Below are 18,193 nucleotides of genomic sequence, written 5' to 3'. Positions count from 1 at the left end.
ACGAAGGTTTTTAGTCTAGTGCCAATTCCTCTGGTTCTGAAAGGAGCTCTATATTTTTGTTTTTTAAAGCTTCCTCCATCATGCTTTCAGAAATCCAAATTTCACCGATTTCAAGCGTGTTTTTTATTCTTACCACTCTGACTTTATTCAAATTGAAGGCATTGCACGTTTTGATAGCAGCTTTAACAGCTAATTCCTGCGTATCTAAAAACATCGGGAGCTTTACTACATCTGTAACTGTGCTAGTGAGTGCATTGGCATAGCCTTTTTCCCATTCAATTTCATTCATGACGGCCTTCGTCGTCATATCAGCCATGCCAATGCCGTTTGCATTACCGTGAGTTTTTTCAGTAAGTCCAAGTACAACGGTCCGTTTGACCTCTGGCCCCCCGGTAGCATATGGAGTGGCGAAGTTACCCGTAATATTCGGATCCATTCCATCCCCTGAAATATCCTTTCCGAGTTCATTTACAATAAGTACGTCGATCGAATCGAAATGTAATTTTGGCATCAATGATTTTGCTTCAAGCAATAGTCCGGGTTCCACTTCCTCCAGTTCCTCTGCTGGGACTGCGACGATTTTCGCTGGTTTATCATAGGCATTTTCAATTGTCGCAAGACCAAATATGATAGGAGCTTTTGTTAAGGAAATCTTCGCCATTTCAGTGACATGTTCCGCCATATACTTAAAGCTGTATGCATGTGCAGCTTCGGCTCCCTTTTGCTTGCCTAAACCGATTGTTATCATTTTCATTAGTCCGCTTTCAACCGGTCCGCGAAATGCTGTATGTGGTTTTATCCGATTAATGACTATGATTTTATCCGATTCATATGCAAGCTTATCAATATAGACAGGGAGCCCGTTTGGCAATTCATCCAGTTTAATAACTTCCATCGATGACAATATTGGCGCTCCAACCGATTCTTCTGAGATACCCAGCTGAAGCAACACATCGATTTGTCCTTCAGCTGTAGCACCCCCATGGCTTCCCATTGCAGGGACGATAAAAGGATTGCCGCCAGCCTCTTTGACGGCAGCCACAGTTTCCCTTACTAGAGTAGGAAGCTCCGCTACCCCTCTGCTTCCTACTGCAATTGCCACCCTGTCATCTTCATTTATTCTTGATAAGAGACCTGCTCCTTTTATCGCCTTCTTCACCTCACCAGCTACATCAGCTATTTGAGGTGTACGAAATTTCTGCCTCACTTTGACCATTTTCGGTAATTGGATTTCACGTAAAAGTTCAGAGATAATATCCATTTCAATCCTCCAAACAGACTGGATTATTTACCACGTACATTTTCAACTTCGCTCATCATTTCCTCTACAAGATCCGGCCCGAATTTTTGAGCATATTCGTCCGTCACTGGTTGGATGACTTTCTTCATTTTTTCCATTTCTTCCGGCTCTACTTCATTGATTTTCATTCCTTCTTCTTTTAGAAACTTAAGTGCTTTTTCATTTTCCTTTTGGTTAACTTCCCGTTGATACTTTCCAGCCTCCTGTGCGGCCTCACTCATGATTTCTTGCTCTTGTTCTGATAGGTCATCCCAGAACTTTTTACTTACAAGGAATACAAATGGTGTATAAACATGTTTTGTAAGACTTAAGTATTCTTGCACTTCATTATATTTTTGCGTTTGAATTGTTGCGAGTGGATTCTCCTGACCATCAACAGTGCCTGTTTCCAGTGCAGTAAATACTTCTGAGAAAGCCATCGGCGATGGATTCGCCCCTAACTTTGAAAATGCATCTAAATGCACTTCATTTTGCATGGTACGAAGTTTAAGCCCTTTGAAATCGGCAGCCGTTTTAACTGGGTGCTTGCTGTTGGTTAAGTTTCGGAAACCATTTTCCCAGTATCCCAAACCAACTAAATTATGTTCCGGTAATTTATCCAAAAGTTTTTTGCCAACTGCACCATCAAGTACCTTATAAGCTTCTTCTTCAGTATTAAAGACAAATGGGAAGTCATAAATTCCAAATTCCTTAATCATACCAACAAGTGGTGAGGTTGAAGGAACAGTAACTTCCTGTAAACCGCCTTGAAGAGCTTCTGTCATTTTCTGATCATCTCCGAGGGTGGCATCAAAAAAGTTTTGGACTTTCATTTTCCCCCCGCTTTTTTCTTCAACCAGCTCTTTAAATTTCTCCATTCCTATTCCTTGTGGATGCATTTTACTATTTCCGATCCCTGCTTTGATTGTTCTTTTCTGAATACCGTCAGCTGAAGCGCTTTCATTTTGTCCGCTTCCGCAAGCACTTAATAGCAGTACTGCGGGCAGTAAAACTCCAACCGCTAAACGTTTGAACATATTATTCATTTTCATTTTCCTCCTATTAAATAAGTTGATTATCTGCATACAGACCGATTACTTGATAAATTCCTTTAGGAGGTAAACCATTCTAGAGGAACCAGCACTAAGGAAGGAAACAAAATCAACAAGATCAATACAATCACTTCAACGAGCAAGAAAGGCCAAATCCCCTTCATGATATCTTCCATACTGATCTTACTTATGCCGCACATGACATTTAAAACGGTTCCGACAGGTGGCGTAAGTAAACCGATGGCGTTATTCAGGATAAACAGGACCCCAAAGTAAACTGGATCAATACCTGCAGCGACCACCAATGGCATCAAGACAGGTGTTAGAATCAGGATTGTCGGAGTCATATCCATAGCAGTTCCAACTACGATAACCAGTAGGTTTATCATGATTAATAGAAGGAATGGATGATCCATAAATGGCTCCAGCAATCCAATTACCTGACCAGGTAAATCGGCTACAGTTATCAGCCAGGATGACACGAGTGCAGCAGCGACCAGAAACATGACAACACTCGTCATTTTTCCTGCATGGACAAAGACATCATACAAATCTTTCACTTTCATTTCGCGATAGATTACAAGACCGACAAATATGGCATAGACTGCAGCCACCACTGCCGCTTCAGTCGGTGTAAATAAACCGAATTTCAATCCACCAATGATTATGACGGGCAGGAATAGAGCCCAAATGCCTTGACGAATAGATATAAGTACTTCTTTTGCTGAAGCTCGGGGGTTAACGGCGACTTTATCTTTTCGTGCAACAATGGCCCAGGTAACCGTAAGTCCAACCGCTAGTAAAATACCTGGAACGATTCCTGCCATGAACAACTTTGTAATGGACACACCGCTCGCGACACCAAAAATGATAAAACCAATACTTGGCGGAATGATTGGGGCAATGATGCCACCTGATGCAATCAACCCACTTGATCGGTTCACATCATAACCGGACTTCACCATCATTGGAATTAATATAGCCCCAAGCGCTGCCGTATCGGCAACCGCAGATCCCGATAAACTCGCAAACAATACACTCGCAATGATCGCAACATAGCCAAGGCCTCCCTTGATATGGCCAACCAATTTCATTGCCATCTCAACGATACGCCGTGATAAACCGCCCCGATTCATCGCCTCTCCTGCCAGCATAAAGAACGGTATGGCCATTAAAGGAAAGTTATCCGCGCCACTGATTAGGTTTTGTGCGATAATTTGACTATCAAAAATACCAAGAAAGTACATAAGCACTACGCTACTAACAAGTAAGGCAAATGCAATAGGAATTCCAAGTCCCATGGCTCCCAGTAAAGATCCGACAAATACACCGATCATCCCTGCTTCTCCTCCTTAATTATCCTAATATCTGATTCAAATTCATCAGCATGGAGGGAAATTAGTTCTTCTGACTCACTTATCATCACTAATTCTTCGTCTTTAATTTTATTGAAGAAAATCCGATACAAATTGAATATGATCATGCTGCCCATTGAAACACTTACAAGAATACCTGTCCCATATACAAATGCCAGTGGCATTCCAGTGGCCGGTGCAGCACTATCAATGTTTATCATGGTCATTTTCCAGCTGCCATCCAGGATTAAGATAAGAACGAATAACATCATCAAATCACTAATAACTAACACCACTTTTTTCATCTTATTCGGGAGCCGTTTAATGACCATGTCGACACCTAAGTGTTCTTTGTTTTTGAAAGCACCGATGGCGCCGAGGAACGTCAACCAAATGAAAAGATACCTTGACATTTCTTCTGACCAAGTAATCCCTGAATTAAAGAAATAACGAAGAACTACATTACCAAATACGAGTACGACCATTATCGCTAAAGCAGCTGCCATAATAATGTTTAACGAATTTTCCAAGATTCTGGATATTTTATTCACCTATACATCTCCCCCTTCCTATCTGGAGCGCCTGCTTCATTCTGCTTTTATTTTTCCGACGAGCTCCTCCGCCCAGTCATTTTCCTCAAAGACTTCATCATAAACAGGTTGAGATGCTTTTATCATTTTTTCAGAAAAGTCTTCGTCAGGCGTAGTGAATTTGATTCCATTATCCTTAAGGTATGCTTTGTCATCTTCATAACTTTTTTCCATCAATTCAAACTCATATGCTGCCGACTCTTTTGCGGCTTTTTGAATGATTTTTTGTTGTTCCTTTGTAAGCCCTTTATAGAATTTGCTATTGATAATGTAAATATTGGGGCTGAACATATGCTTGGATTCCAGTACATCACTTTGAACTTCATTCCACCCCGAGGATCTCAGCGTGGCAATGGGATTATCTTGAGCATCAACTACCTTTTGTTCAAGTGCGGTAAAAACTTCTGAAATTGGTAATGGGCTAACGTTCGCCCCCAATGATTCACCTAGTTTTATGTAATTCGGGATGTTCGGCATTCTGAGTCGAAGTCCATCAAAATCTTTCATACTCTTAATAGTACGATTACTCGAAAACATCCTAAATCCGTTTGCACTCCATGCAAGTGGTGTCACTCCATGTTTTGGATCAAGCTCTTTTGTCAATTCCTCTCCTATAGGTCCATTCAATACCTTCTTTACATGACCGTAATCCCTAAATAGGAAGGGCCATTCAGGAACACCCATTTTAGGAATGTCCGACTGCATAATTAGTCCTGGAACACCCATTTCGATCGTCCCATTTCTGACTCCGTCGTAAAATTCTTTTTCTGCACCTAATGTACTGTTCGCATAAATCCGCACCTCCAGTTCACCATTACTCTCCTTTTCAACGATTTTTTTGAATTTTTCTTTCAAGGCAATGTTTTGAGGATGATTTTCAGCAAAATAATGCGCCACTTTAATCGTTTTCTTTTCAACTCCAGATCCACTGGTTTTTTCTCCCTCTCCTCCGCCACATCCTGATAAAAGGAATGCCATGGCTAGAGTTAAGCTTGTGGAGAACACAAAAAGCTTTCTTTTTTTCAATAAAAACCCTCCCCAAAGTTTTTTTGTAAGCGTTATCATTTGTCACTGATCTTATTACTTCTCCTCACCCTTATATAAGCCAAATTTAAATTGTTTTATAATATAAAACTCCGTTTTTGTTTTATTCGGAGTAAGGAAAACACTTCACCTCTTATTACGTTTTTCAAGCGGATTCATGACTTTTAAACGATTACTTTTAATAAAATGAAGGGTTAATTTGTTCTATAATATAAAACTCTGTTTTTGAATTTGAAATCTTACGTTGATTATAAGCTTCCATTTTTACTAATGTCAAACCATTTTTTGAATTTTATAACAACTTAACAAATCTCTATTTCACTAATTAATATTTATAGATTCAGAACGTAAAAGATGAAATGTATTTTTTCTATACTAGGATAGAAAATCATACAAAACCAGGTTCTCTTACTCTTTTAATTGTATTTCCTGCTGAAAAGGCAGTCTTTAAGAGTTTAATTTTTTTCCTTCTTATTACGTTTATTACCCCTTCCATTCCTACAAAAGATATTTTCCATTTTTAAAGGTTTATATTTTCTTTTGAAAAATTACAATCCATATTTAATATTGAGATCATGTCATTATGAACCTCTCATACAACAGGTTAAAGATGAAAGGTATAGAAACTCCACCCAATGGTTTTAAAAAGGTCTCATTAAATATATTTAATTATTACCGATATATTAAACAAGGTTCATATATAACACGGGGAAGGAATAAACAAAGATGAATAAACTCAGTACGAAAATAGGTTTTGTTCTTTTAACAGGCATGATCATCACATTAATTGGAAGTTTACTATTGATGTATAAAAGTACAAATGATACGGTTGAGAAAACAATCGCTATGAGCAGCTTAGACATAGCTAGCAACATCTCTCAAGGAATTAATTCAACATCTTATGCTGATTTTTTAAGTAATCAATCCGAAACCTCTACATATTGGGAGATACGCGAACAGTTAGACGATTACAGACAAAAAACTGGAGCATTGTATGTATATACATTGGGGATTAACGAAAGTAGCGAAAAAGTCCATATTCTTATAGATGGAGTGGGTAAGGGAGATAAAAAAGGAGCTCCCATTTCAACACCCACAACCGCAACTTCATATCAGGATGTAGAAAACGTCATGAAGGGAAAGGTTTCTACCACTTCCATCGTTCATGATCCTGAATATGGTGACTATTTATCCGTTTTTGTTCCCATCAAGAAAGGGGACGAGGTCATAGGAATACTAGGGGTGGATATTGATGCCAGCAAAGTCGACACTACGGCCAGCAAGGTTCTGGGTGGCATCCTTCCCCTGACCATAATAATCAATGTAATCTTAATGGCGATCGTAGTCGGTGCCTTAATATGGTTCTTGACTAGAAAGTTAAGCCCCCTTCTCAAGGTCAGCTTGGCTGCAAAGGAAATCTCAAATGGAGATTTATTAACAGCCAATAAACTGATAAGCAACATAAAAGTAAACGGGAACGATGAAATCAAGGTTTTAGTGAAATCCTTTGAAGAAATGATTACCAATACAATTATGATCGTCAACTCCATGAAAAGCTCATCTTTCCAGCTTTTGGAGTCATCAAGTGATATCGAACACAAAATCAAAGAAATGGATACTTCCACACAATATATTGTTAATGGCATTCAGCAAGTCGCAGGAGCTGCTGAAGTACAATTGCACAGAAGTGAAGAATCATCGAGGGTCATCGAGGAAATGACCATAGGAATACAAAGAATTGCAGAAGCTTCTTCAGAAGTCAGCGAACAGACAAATCATGTTTCAACTAGAATGTCCATTGGAAATAAAGATATAAATGAACTCTCAAGTCAAATTCTGCAAGTAAAAGATGTGATGCTGCAAACAAGTTCAAAAATAAAGAAATTGGATGAACAAGCAAATGAGATTGTGAATATTGTACATTTAATCACAGGAATTGCCGAGCAAACAAACTTGCTATCACTAAACGCGGCAATTGAAGCTGCCAGGGCTGGTGAACAGGGTAAAGGTTTTGCGGTGGTATCGAACGAGGTACGGAAATTGGCAGTGGGTACGAAGGAATCTGCCATCAATATACAAGAGTCCCTCCTACATTTTAAATCCATCATAAATGAATCCGTGAAAATGATGGAAACTGGAACTAAAGAGGTAGAGGAAGGGACAAAATTTGTCCTGAATACAAGAGAAACTTTTAAACAGACCATAAAATCTTTTGAGCATGTTAGTGATCAGATTCAAGAAATATCAGCCATTACAGAGCAAATGGCAGCAAGTTCCCAGGAAATCAATGCTTCGATAGAAGATTTTGCGGGGTTAACAAGGGAAACTGCAGTGGCTTCAAAACAAGTGGCACAATCAACAGATCAACAAGCGAAATCCATGGAGGATATTTCCTTCTCGACCTCCTCGATGGTAAAGCTCGCTAATGACCTGGAAACATCTGTTGAACAGTTTAACGCGTAAACATCTTGAACTACATTCTATTACTATATTAAGAAAGGGATTTTGCTATTCATGCAAAATCCCTTTCTTTTTATTTAGTTGATTTTAGTTTCAAATTACCTTCATATGGTATATGTTCAACCGTTATCGTTATATCTTTTCCTTCTTTATCTTTACCAATTCGTTTATAAGTGAATTTATTTTCATTAAGCTCTGTAAGTTCAAGAACTGCACCATACTTATTTTCCCCTTGTGAAGCAAGGGCTCTTATCTTATTTCCATGAACAACATCGTAATAGCCGTAATCCTCACGGCTTTCACCGGTTTTAGCATCAAAAAATTCATACTTATTTGTTTTATCATCATATTTTGCCAGTCCTAAATAATTCGAGTTATAGCTAGATACATCATTTCCCTTTTCATCCAACGCCGCTATTCCTTGCCATGTGGTGCTGGATAAAATTCTGTCTCCATCAACGTCTGTATCAACTTCCCCAGTGTAAGTTTCCAAAGTTTTATCTGGATCAGTAAAAGAAAGTTCTGTTTCAGTATAAGGAATATGATCAACAAACACTTCTACATCATTACCATTAGCATCTTTACCCATTCTTTTATAGGTAAACATATCCTCATTCAGTTCTGTTATTTCAACAGCGGCTTGGTAACCCATTGATTCTGAAATTAACACTCGCATCTTTTCATTTGTGATAAAGAAAGTTCCTTTATCACCACGACTTTTTTTAGTATTTTTATCAAAAAATTCATATCTTGATGATTCATCATCATATTTCGCTAGACCAATAAAGTTTGCATTCTCTTTAGTTAAGTCATTATTATGCTTATCATAAACTTTTGTTCCTTGCCAATTCGTGCCACTAAGAATCTTAGTCATTTCCTGTCCTGCGGTTAACTTCTTTTCTTGTTTACTTTCTTTAGCGGTTTGTTCATGCTTCTGAGCACTTTGATTGTCTTGTGCGTTTGTGTTGCATCCTGTTAAGGTCAATGTTAACCCAAGTAGTATAGATGATGAAATTTTTGCTTTTTTATTCATTTTTTCGTCTCCTCAAAATATTATGGTTGTCATTAATTAGTAGTGCAATGACATTTCTAATTGCAAGTATCGGCGATCTGGTTATTTTGCTTCTGCGGATAGTAAAATTTGTTCAATCTCTTTAAACCCTTTCTCGCGGGCATGTTGTAAAGGTGTCATACTACCATTATCAGGGATGCTGACATCTGCCCCATGATCTATTAGCAATTTCACTGTCTCCTGCTGTTTTCCATCACCATTATTCAAAATGTTAGCTTCTAGTAAAGCTGTCCAGCCGAGATCATTTACATGATTCACATCAATATCGGTTTTAGTAAGGAGTTCTTTAATAGCCTCGACATGTCCATGTTCCGAAGCAGGAATTAAAGCCGTTCCTCCATAACGGTTGGTAATAGACGGGTCGGCACCTGCTTCAATTGCGAGTTTAAGTATATCTATATAACCTTCAGCACCGGCATATAAGAAGGGACTATTTTTCATGTCATCCTGAATGTTGACGTCTGCACCCGCTTCAATAAGGATTTTTGCAGTCTCTACATCATTGTTATAAGTCGCAATCATAGTTGCGGTTCGCCCTTCCGAGTCCTGTGTATTAAGATCAGCACCTTGATCAATCAAACTTCTTATTCTATCCGTTTCATTTAGTGCTACAGCTTGAATCAGTTGTTCATTCATTCCCTTTCCTTTCTCCTTTTCTTGTTTATTTAGCTCTACTTCGTTATCTAGGACACAGCCTTGAAGGATGAAAAGGCATCCGATGACAATCGTTAGCCGTCCCAACATGAAACACACCATCCTTTCCCCGTTTGAACATCATCTGCACGAACCAAAAGGGCTGGTTCTAAAAAGCTTTTTTAGGCTGCATGAGGATTATATCTCCCTTTATTTTAGTTGCTTACTTATTCCGTCTTCATTATATTAGTGCTTAATCTTAAACTCCCTCTAAACAATTTCTTAAAAAATGATTAACTAATTCATAAAATTTCTTAATATTTATAAAAAAATCCCGCCACCTTGGTGACGGGTCATAAACCATATTATTTAAACATTAAAGCGATACCCTGCTCCCCAAACGGTTTCCAGAAATTTAGGTTGTGCGGGATCCCTTTCAATTTTTTCACGTAGTTTCCTGATATGGACGGTGACAGTCGAAACATCTGCAGCCGATTCCAATCCCCAAATATTTTCATAAAGCTGTTCCTTGCTTAATACTTGATTCGGATGCATGACTAAAAACACTAAAGTATCGAATTCCTTTGTTGTAAACGGGACCATGTCTCCGTTTATGTGAATTCGACGTGCAGACTTATCTATTGAAATGCCATGAACATAGATTGAATTGGATTTGAGGTGACTTCCTGATAAACGTTCATAACGCGCTAAATGCGCTTTCACTCTTGCAACTAGTTCACTTGGACTAAAGGGCTTTGTAATATAATCATCTGCCCCTAAACCAAGCCCGCGAATTTTGTCGATATCTTCCTTTTTGGCGGATACAAACAATATCGGAATATTAAGGACAGCACGTATTTGTTTGCATATCTCAAATCCATTCAATCCTGGAAGCATGATGTCCAAAATGATTAATTGATAATTTCCTTGAAGGGCCTTTCGGAGACCTGCATCACCAGTATGTTGAATATCGACACTAAAATCATTAATTTCCAAATAATCCCTTTGTAATTCAGCAATACTGACTTCGTCTTCAATAAGTAATATCTTTTTCACATTTCCTCACCTTTCTTTATGGAAAAGAAGACACTTGTACCTTTTCCTATCTCGCTAGTAGCCCAAATATGTCCTCCATGCTCGCCGATAATTTTTTTTGCGATCGCAAGCCCTAAACCACTTCCACCAGTCAGAGAATTTCTAGATTGCTCAGCACGATAAAAACGGTTAAAAATATAAGGCAAAGCAGAAGCTTCTATGCCATAGCCATTATCTGTTACTTGTACGACTACATCACATAGTCCTTCATGCAGAGAAATGGAAATGTGTTTTTCATCTTTATTCATATACTTTACACAATTACTGATTAGGTTGGCCAATACACGTTTTAGTTTCTCTCTATCCGCTGTCACGTATATCGGTTTATGTAGCTGTTGAAGTTCAATCTGGATTCCTTGCTGGACTAAATCCAGCTGAAGTTCATCTACGTAGTCTTTTAAATATTTATCTAGTCTGACCGATTCAAATGTGAATGGTTCTTTTTTTAAATCCAGCTTGGAAAATAAAAACAATTCATCTATCAATGAATCCATATCTCTTGCTTTTAGGTATACAGTCGATAAATACTTGTCCATTTTCTGCGGGGTGTTTGCTACTCCGTCTTTTATCCCCTCAACATATCCCATAATCGAAGTAATCGGTGTCTTCAAATCATGAGAAATATTTGAAAGAAGTTCTTTACGATTTTCCTCATACTGAAGCTGAAGGTTTACGGACTCTTTTAACTTTTTTCTCATTTCCTCAAACTCCCTATTCAATTGTCCGATTTCATCATTCGAAGTCGCTTTGATTTCAAAGTTTAAATCTCCTGATTTTATACGCTCTGCACCTTCTTTAAGTATTGAGATAGGTTTGATGATGCTTCTTGAAACTAAATAATTTAAAAGTCCAATAATCATTACAAGCAGCAATAACAATAGCGCGAATAAAATGGGAAATGACTCGCGGGTAAGCTCAGCATAGGAACTTGCCTTTCTCAATACAAAAATACTTCCTTTACTTTTATCCGAAAAATAAAAATCAAACTTCACATATGTGAAAAAAGAGTCTTTCATCCTGATTGTGTCTCGCGTATTGATGTTCGTTTCCTCGAACACGGGAAGTGATTGAACCAAGCCTAGCTTATCAAGTGTGGGGGACGAATACTCAATGTTATTTCCCTTTCTAACGACAATCTTAATATCTCTATGTTCAATCTTCTCCAGCTGTTCTTCGTCCAGAAGCTGCTCTGGATTGTTTTTTGCCAAAAGCTTTAAATCGAGAAACACACTTTCTTCTAATGCAGTCAAAGGTTTTTGGAGATAAGATTTTTTGTATAAATGCTCTATCGATTTTATATCACCTGTTATTGCAAAAATAAGTAAAAATCCAGCTGCTAAAAATAAGGTGATGGAAATAAGAATTACACCAACGTAGGACAACAGAAATCTCATTTTAATTGACAAATATTTTCACCCCATACCGATCTCTCGTTTACTCTTTTATAGAAAAGTTCACCGTTTATCTGCTGTTCTTGCATGAAAAAAGTTTCCCACGGTAATCTTTCTTAGAACTTTAAAAAACATATCACACAAATCTTAAAATTTTCTAAAATGCATAGAAAAAAATCCTATTCAATTGTCGGTCAACCGTTTTTTTATTAAAAAAACGTTCCTGTTGTTTTCAGAAATCCGCTCCCTTTCCGCGGCCTATCTGCCAAGCCTCCTCGACGCAAGCTTCTCTGAGGTCTCGGCTAGCTAGTTTTTGTTAAAATATTGGTTTTTCATCCTGCCTTTTATAATAATGGAATAGTTTATAAATTATCCAAGAGTTAAATAAAGCTGCACTTCAATGTTATTAAATTAATAACTATACCTTCATTTTGCTGTATACGAAATAAATGAGTGATAAACCATTAAAAAAGCGAACTTACCCCTTAAGGGAAGTCCGCTTTTTAATAATACGGGTTTCAAGAAAAGTTCATCTATTCTTCTCATTCATTTGGTGAAACGATCATTTGGTCATCCAATCTAATATCGTCAATCGACCAAAACCAATTATTTTTCGCATTATGCATCCTCCATTGCACTTTCATCGAAGAAGCATCTTCAGGAACCTTAATCGGTTTAACCTCATACTTATTCAAAACATGTCCATTTTTATTATCGGAAGCAGCTTTATTGTCATAAACGAGAACTTGTTGTTTTTCCCCATTATCAAAGACAGCAGTTACTTCTGCTGTTTGCGTTCCTTCTTGTTTATAATGGGATGCAAATCCCAAGTATAGATCTTTTGCACCATCAACTTTTACAGAAGGTGAAGTTAATGTACTATCAAAAAAGCCTATTGATGATGGTGAACCGTTATCATCCCATTCATCAGGATCAGCTACAGCTATTACACCTTGACCCAGCTCAAATTTGCTACGATCTTGGTCTTCCGCTTTTGTCCAAAAGTCCTTTGTTGTGAAACTCCAACCTTGCCACTCCAATGTACCGGCAGGCATATTTGAGCTATTAGTAACCGACCAGCCGTTAGGAGTTGCATGGCTCCAACCGAGAATAGAACTTGGAATGTTTTCATTCACCGCCGGCTTTAATGCAGACTCTAATTGGTCAAAACTTTCTCCAAGCAACATGTTTACGAATACATTTATATTCTTGGAGCCAATTTTTTGGCCGCCCTCGTAAGCAGTAATCGTGAATTGTGATGAACCGGAACTTTCCTTACTAGGTGTAGCTTTTATTGGCAACGTTTTTTCTTCAGTTCCTGAAAGCTCATACTCAAGTTCATTGTGCTCCACACTCCAACCTTCAGGTGCATCAACTTTAATTTTCCCTTTCACATTACCATTTCCATAATTTTTCACCTTTACTTGCAGTGTAGTCGATTGACCTACCGTTACTAAAGAAGGGGAAGCTTGTGCTGAGACCATTTCCAGGGCTTTTGTCTGACCTTCAGCCAGTAACACCTTTTTACTGCTATTGTTAAATGAATCTAGTGCTTGTACCTTAATTTTATAATCCGTACCTGGCTTAAGACCAGCTACAGGGAATTCTAAATTCTTTGGAACAGGATCAATATAGAATTCAGAAAATGCGATGAAGTCTGCGTCTAACTCCCCTGTTTCCTTATTTTTGGCTGTAATGTGATAAGAATGTACGAGCATGTTATCTTTTGCCTGTGGAAATGTAATATTCAAACTTTTCAGTGCCGATTTTTCTTTTACAATCGAAGCCTTGTCTTTAACTGCAAAAACTGGTGGTAACTGATCTCGATCGTCTGTATATGTAAAGTTATTTTTTTTAGAAGGGTGTTTGATTACCCATGGTTTTCCTGCCCAATCGTCTTTATGAAAATCACGTTTTTTAAGGACAACTTCATTATTATAAACTTCTACAATCATACCTTGACTAATATCCCGATATCCTTCAGGATGAAACCCTTGAAGTTTGCCCGGCTCTAATTCCAAATAACTTACAGAAGACGTGCCAACAGACGTAAAGTCTTTTTGATGAATCGTTCTAGGGTCTTCAAGTGGATAATGAGAATGGCCTGAAAATGTAATAACCTGTGGATGTTTCTTTAATGTATCATATAAAAGTTCTTTATTTTCCTGAGTTCCCCATAAGTCACTTCCATACACAGTGTCTTTAATGTGTTGATGAAGAAAAACAAAGATTGGTTGGCCCGGATTCTCTTTTTCTGCTGCAGCTAACTTTTCGCCTAGCCAGTTAATTTGAGGAACAGAATATAAACCATGCGTATTACCATTTTCCGGACTTAACGTAATAAAATCATATCCATTTACTTTTTTATGATAGTAAAGGGAATCCATTCCTGTTTTCTCGAGAAAGCGATCTTGTGCTTTTTCTACTGAAAGTCCATTCCAATAGTCATGGTTTCCCATAGTGAACATGGATTGAACATCGCCTTGTTTCTTCTCATTATAAATGGAGAAGAACTTATCATATTCAGTAGCGTAGCCATAGTCCGTTAAATCCCCAACGACAACAAAAGCATCCTGTTCAGGCGCAGCTTTGTTTAATTGATCCATTGCTGTTCTAAACTTGTTCATATCAGCAGCTGATCCATCATCTATATGTACATCACTGATTACAGGAAAAACGAGCTCGGGTTTACGTTTATTATCTGAATTTGAAGATTCCGAGAATGCTTGTACATTTGATAAAGAAGTTGTTAATCCCACCGTTACAACTGTCAACATTGCAGCAAATTTACTTTTCACTTTCAAAATCTTTTTCCTCCTATATATCATTTAGCCGCTATAATTATGTAAGTATTTCCCAAGAAGTAAAATATCCTCCTCATTTTTCAATTTTTATGTGGTTTTCCAATTAAAATAGTAACTTTGCATTATTAATAAAATATAGGTTCAGTGTAATTTAAATATTAATAAATCAAATAATACCTATGGCCAATAGACATTCCGTTCACTTAAATTGTTTCTGGAGGAAAACTTAAGATAATTTTTCGCTTGTAGTAATGATTTGCCTTTGCTTGATGTAAAAGGGGAACTACCCCTTAACTACGTAGTTATCCCCACGAATCTTAATGGCTTTTATCATTCCATCTCATGGATTTGGAGATACGTATGCTGTTATACGTATCCCGTTCCAATCCTGAAAGGAATGAAAGCACCAAGAGTTCAATCCGTTTGATCTTGTTTGGCTGTGGATTTATATCCATTTTCAGCAACATAATCGCTAGTAAAATTGCCTTCTATAATGCTATCGAACATCTTCGGTTTGTCTTCCTCTTTCATGCAATTGTTCTGACCAGTTTTTATCGGACCACAGATCATTTTGTCTTTGGTTTGGTTAACATTTGCTTGATGTTATTCATGGCCATCCTTTTCAATTTTTTGATAGTGTAATTGAATCAATGGAATCCTACTTACATTGAAGCAATCCGTTTTCTGCTTCCTAAACGACACTGATTTTCATATCTTTGCTGCCCTTTGTTAAATTTGTATCATGCCGTCCTCCCCACCTTGATCATCGTTCTAAGTATTCATAAGATACATACCAACTTTCATAAGCTCTATCACTTGTAAAACTGACTATAAAAGAGTGAAACTTTCCATACAGTTTGTTTTATAAAACTATCAATGTTGAGATTACATAATACTAAAAAAGGTGAATCCATGTATTCTAAAAAAACATTTCTAAATTGTCCTTGCAATAAAGAGGATTCCTTGTTATATTACAGTCAATTAAATATTTTCTTACTTCATACTTTTTGAAGTGAGGATAGAGGAGCAAAGACCATTAGTACACATTTTGAGGAGAATGAGATCCCATGACTATTGTGGAAAGGGGAATTTGCCGAAGCGGAAAGAATCTCATGTTCTTGAAGCTGGTTCTGCTATTGAATAAATGCAGGACTGTCATATAGGAAACTATATGGAGGGCTATCTTATGCGCGGAAACATTTTTTTGATAAATATTGTTTCTACTGCAGCAGCGAATCCTCGTTGTTGCTATTTTGCGTTTACTCCTGAATGGCCCTAACCACCTCTGAATTTTTATAAAAATTATACAAAAGGGCGTGAAGTTATGAATTTTGGCCAAGTTTTAACCGCAATGGTTACCCCGTTTAATCATAATGATGAGGTTGATTTTAATGCTACGAGAACTTTAGTAAATTATTTAATTACTAATGGTTCTGATGGATTAGTAATAGCTGGTACAACTGGAGAGTCTCCTACATTAACTGCAGAAGAGAAAGTGGAATTGTTCAAAATGGTTGTAGAAGTTGTTGATGGAAGAGTTCCAGTCATAGCTGGAACTGGCTCAAATAACACGAGGGCTTCCATCAGCTTAACAAAACAAGCAGAGGCAGCAGGAGTCGACGGAATCATGCTCGTTACCCCATACTATAACAAGCCGTCTCAAGAAGGATTATTCCAGCACTTTAGTGCTATTGCCCATTCAACATCATTACCGGTAATGCTTTATAATATCCCAGGACGAAGTGTCGTGAACATGTCCGTTGAGACGATTGTTAGCCTCTCAAAAATCAACAATATTGTGGCAGTAAAAGAAGCAAGTGGTGACCTAGATGCCATGGCACAAATCATCAGCAAAACAACTAGAGATTTTACATTGTACAGCGGCGATGATGGATTGACATTACCGGTTTTAGCCATCGGAGGAACAGGCATTGTTTCGGTTGCTTCACACATAATTGGCAATGAAATGCAAGAAATGATCAATAGCTTTAAAAATGGGGATGTCCAAGTTGCTGCCACTGCACATCGCGACCTTCTTCCAATTATGAAAGCATTATTTGCTGCACCAAGCCCAGCACCGGTAAAATCAGCATTAAATATGCGGGGGTTAAATGTTGGAGGTGTCCGCTTACCATTGGTCCCTTTAAACGATGAAGAAAAAAGAGCACTACAAATAGCTCTACAACCGAGTAACGCAGAAGCAATTTTGTTAAGTAAATAAACTTAATGATTCATTAATCGAGTCTTCAATACCGATTTTCTGATTAAAAACCATAATAACCGGGCGAAATTTAAAAAAGCAGTGCAAACTTCGAATGAAGTGTACTGCTTTTTTATCACTGCATGGCTCAGTGCTAAAACTAGTTGAGCAATATAATGATTTTATGATTAAGGGCAAAAGGAGGATTTACATTTTCAAGAAAAATATATTTTGTATCCAGTAGGAATCGTAAATGTCGAATTTTCTATAGCAATGATTTCGGGGATTGATCATAAGCTTATTATTTCTAGTGATGTTGATATGTAATTATTAAGACAGAGTCGTTCCATAGTATTCAATCTATAATGGCTCCTTAACACATTCAAAAGAAATAAAGTAATTATAGCTTTGACGTTCAAAATTTTGAACGAACATTATTATAGTTCAACTTAGAAATGGATTTATATCAACTTATATCACTTGATTATGAATAATAGCCTATTTTCTCTTTTATAAAGGCTATTTTTTTAACGAGTTTTTTTATCCAACCCCTTTTACCTCATGGCCTGAAGTCGCTTTCTACTACTTTTCTCTCTCTTGCTCTATCAAAAACCGCTCGTAAAAGTGACTTTTACGAACGGGACTTTTTTTCTATATGGGTAAAACTGTTGAATATTTTATTTCTCTGAGAGCTAGGCTAGTTTGAATTCTTGTTATGCCTAGTTTATTTAACTTTCTAATAAATATTTCTAATTCCTGCCGATCTTTGTTAGCCACTTTTAAAAGATAATCATACTCACCTGTTAAACAATGGCACTCTAATACTTCCGACATAGAAGCTAATGCCTTCTCCAAAACTTCCAGTTTTTCAGCTTGATGTATATTCGTACTCATAAAAATAAAACATAATAAATCAAAACCTAGCTTCTCCTGGTTTAAAATTGCTACTTGCCCATTAATAAATCCTTCATTTTCCAAACGTTTTATCCTAGAATGTATAGCTGGTGGAGATAACTTGACACGCTTTGCAAGCTCAGTATTGCTTATTTGTGCATCCTTTTGCAGTAAATCTAAAATTTGAATATCAACATTATCAAGAACCTTGCTTACGATAGATTCCACTTATAGTCACTCCTTTTACAATTGTTCGAAAAACGGTATCAACCCAATAGCAAAACTTAATTTAATTCTGTATATCAGTAATTATTTTAAATAATA

Annotated in this window: 13 protein-coding genes, 1 pseudogene and 1 riboswitch; of the genes and pseudogenes, 3 read left to right on the top strand and 11 right to left on the bottom strand. The window is 37.3% G+C overall.

The genetic code is table 11. From position 1 onward, the window contains the following. Positions 1-10: 10 nt before the first annotated feature. Genes ACFRAK_RS18000 through ACFRAK_RS17980 form a run of 5 tightly spaced genes read right to left on the bottom strand, consistent with a single transcriptional unit; the run spans position 11 to position 5,302 of the window. Positions 11-1,261: a nickel pincer cofactor-dependent isomerase, group 22 gene (locus ACFRAK_RS18000; RefSeq protein WP_394572182.1), complete on the bottom strand. Its 1,251-nt coding sequence runs from the start codon at positions 1,259-1,261 to the stop codon at positions 11-13. A gap of 23 nt (positions 1,262-1,284) precedes the next feature. Beyond that, positions 1,285-2,331 carry a TRAP transporter substrate-binding protein gene (locus tag ACFRAK_RS17995; RefSeq protein ID WP_394572181.1) on the bottom strand — a complete coding sequence of 349 codons (1,047 nt, stop codon included), beginning with the start codon at positions 2,329-2,331 and terminating at the stop codon, positions 1,285-1,287. Positions 2,332-2,390: 59 nt separating this feature from the next. Beyond that, positions 2,391-3,668: a TRAP transporter large permease gene (locus ACFRAK_RS17990; protein ID WP_387599121.1), complete on the bottom strand. Its 1,278-nt coding sequence runs from the start codon at positions 3,666-3,668 to the stop codon at positions 2,391-2,393. Next, positions 3,665-4,237 carry a TRAP transporter small permease gene (locus tag ACFRAK_RS17985; RefSeq protein ID WP_387599124.1) on the bottom strand — a complete coding sequence of 191 codons (573 nt, stop codon included), beginning with the start codon at positions 4,235-4,237 and terminating at the stop codon, positions 3,665-3,667. The genes ACFRAK_RS17990 and ACFRAK_RS17985 overlap by 4 nt, the downstream gene beginning before the upstream one ends. Positions 4,238-4,273: 36 nt before the next feature. Beyond that, a complete protein-coding gene (locus tag ACFRAK_RS17980; RefSeq protein WP_387599127.1) occupies positions 4,274-5,302 on the bottom strand; it encodes a TRAP transporter substrate-binding protein in 1,029 nt (342 codons plus the stop codon). Between the two features lie 744 nt (positions 5,303-6,046). Between ACFRAK_RS17980 and ACFRAK_RS17975 the strand changes: the two genes are divergently transcribed. Beyond that, positions 6,047-7,783, top strand: coding sequence for a methyl-accepting chemotaxis protein (locus tag ACFRAK_RS17975; RefSeq protein ID WP_387599130.1), 1,737 nt, complete (start codon positions 6,047-6,049; stop codon positions 7,781-7,783). A gap of 70 nt (positions 7,784-7,853) precedes the next feature. Here ACFRAK_RS17975 and ACFRAK_RS17970 read toward each other — a convergent pair whose 3' ends face one another. From ACFRAK_RS17970 to ACFRAK_RS17950, 5 genes are all read right to left on the bottom strand, one after another. Continuing rightward, complete coding sequence (locus ACFRAK_RS17970) at positions 7,854-8,813, bottom strand: DUF4822 domain-containing protein (protein WP_387599133.1); 960 nt, start codon at positions 8,811-8,813, stop codon at positions 7,854-7,856. Positions 8,814-8,894: 81 nt separating this feature from the next. Beyond that, positions 8,895-9,596, bottom strand: coding sequence for an ankyrin repeat domain-containing protein (locus ACFRAK_RS17965; RefSeq protein WP_394572180.1), 702 nt, complete (start codon positions 9,594-9,596; stop codon positions 8,895-8,897). A gap of 258 nt (positions 9,597-9,854) precedes the next feature. Continuing rightward, a complete protein-coding gene (locus ACFRAK_RS17960) occupies positions 9,855-10,541 on the bottom strand; it encodes a response regulator transcription factor (RefSeq protein WP_387599139.1) in 687 nt (228 codons plus the stop codon). Beyond that, positions 10,538-11,986, bottom strand: coding sequence for a sensor histidine kinase (locus ACFRAK_RS17955; RefSeq protein ID WP_387599141.1), 1,449 nt, complete (start codon positions 11,984-11,986; stop codon positions 10,538-10,540). The genes ACFRAK_RS17960 and ACFRAK_RS17955 overlap by 4 nt, the downstream gene beginning before the upstream one ends. Positions 11,987-12,513: 527 nt before the next feature. Beyond that, positions 12,514-14,769 (bottom strand): metallophosphoesterase, encoded by a 2,256-nt coding sequence (locus tag ACFRAK_RS17950; RefSeq protein WP_394572203.1) that lies wholly within the window; start codon positions 14,767-14,769, stop codon positions 12,514-12,516. Positions 14,770-15,080: 311 nt separating this feature from the next. Between ACFRAK_RS17950 and ACFRAK_RS17945 the strand changes: the two are divergent. Beyond that, positions 15,081-15,396, top strand: a pseudogene (locus tag ACFRAK_RS17945) (MFS transporter); the annotation flags it as partial. A 390-nt stretch (positions 15,397-15,786) separates the two neighbouring features. Next, positions 15,787-15,965, top strand: a riboswitch (Lysine riboswitch). Between the two features lie 134 nt (positions 15,966-16,099). Beyond that, positions 16,100-16,996: a 4-hydroxy-tetrahydrodipicolinate synthase gene (dapA, locus tag ACFRAK_RS17940; RefSeq protein WP_394572179.1), complete on the top strand. Its 897-nt coding sequence runs from the start codon at positions 16,100-16,102 to the stop codon at positions 16,994-16,996. A 630-nt stretch (positions 16,997-17,626) separates the two neighbouring features. On the opposite strand, the gene ACFRAK_RS17935 is transcribed toward dapA, so the two are convergent. Beyond that, a complete protein-coding gene (locus ACFRAK_RS17935; RefSeq protein ID WP_387599146.1) occupies positions 17,627-18,097 on the bottom strand; it encodes an Lrp/AsnC family transcriptional regulator in 471 nt (156 codons plus the stop codon). Positions 18,098-18,193 lie beyond the last annotated feature (96 nt).

The sequence above is a fragment of the Peribacillus sp. NPDC056705 genome (genome assembly GCF_043656335.1).
The sequence above is the reverse complement of the archived record's forward strand: the minus strand, read 5'-3'. Positions and strand labels throughout refer to the sequence as shown.

What these genes read in the sequence shown, in the direction of transcription:
- ACFRAK_RS18000 (WP_394572182.1), bottom strand. Translation starts at nt 1,261, where the DNA reads ATGGATATTATCTCTGAACTTTTACGTGAAATCCAATTACCGAAAATG.
- ACFRAK_RS17995 (WP_394572181.1), bottom strand. Translation starts at nt 2,331, where the DNA reads ATGAAAATGAATAATATGTTCAAACGTTTAGCGGTTGGAGTTTTACTG.
- ACFRAK_RS17990 (WP_387599121.1), bottom strand. Translation starts at nt 3,668, where the DNA reads ATGATCGGTGTATTTGTCGGATCTTTACTGGGAGCCATGGGACTTGGA.
- ACFRAK_RS17975 (WP_387599130.1), top strand. Translation starts at nt 6,047, where the DNA reads ATGAATAAACTCAGTACGAAAATAGGTTTTGTTCTTTTAACAGGCATG.
- ACFRAK_RS17970 (WP_387599133.1), bottom strand. Translation starts at nt 8,813, where the DNA reads ATGAATAAAAAAGCAAAAATTTCATCATCTATACTACTTGGGTTAACA.
- ACFRAK_RS17965 (WP_394572180.1), bottom strand. Translation starts at nt 9,596, where the DNA reads ATGTTGGGACGGCTAACGATTGTCATCGGATGCCTTTTCATCCTTCAA.
- dapA (WP_394572179.1), top strand. Translation starts at nt 16,100, where the DNA reads ATGAATTTTGGCCAAGTTTTAACCGCAATGGTTACCCCGTTTAATCAT.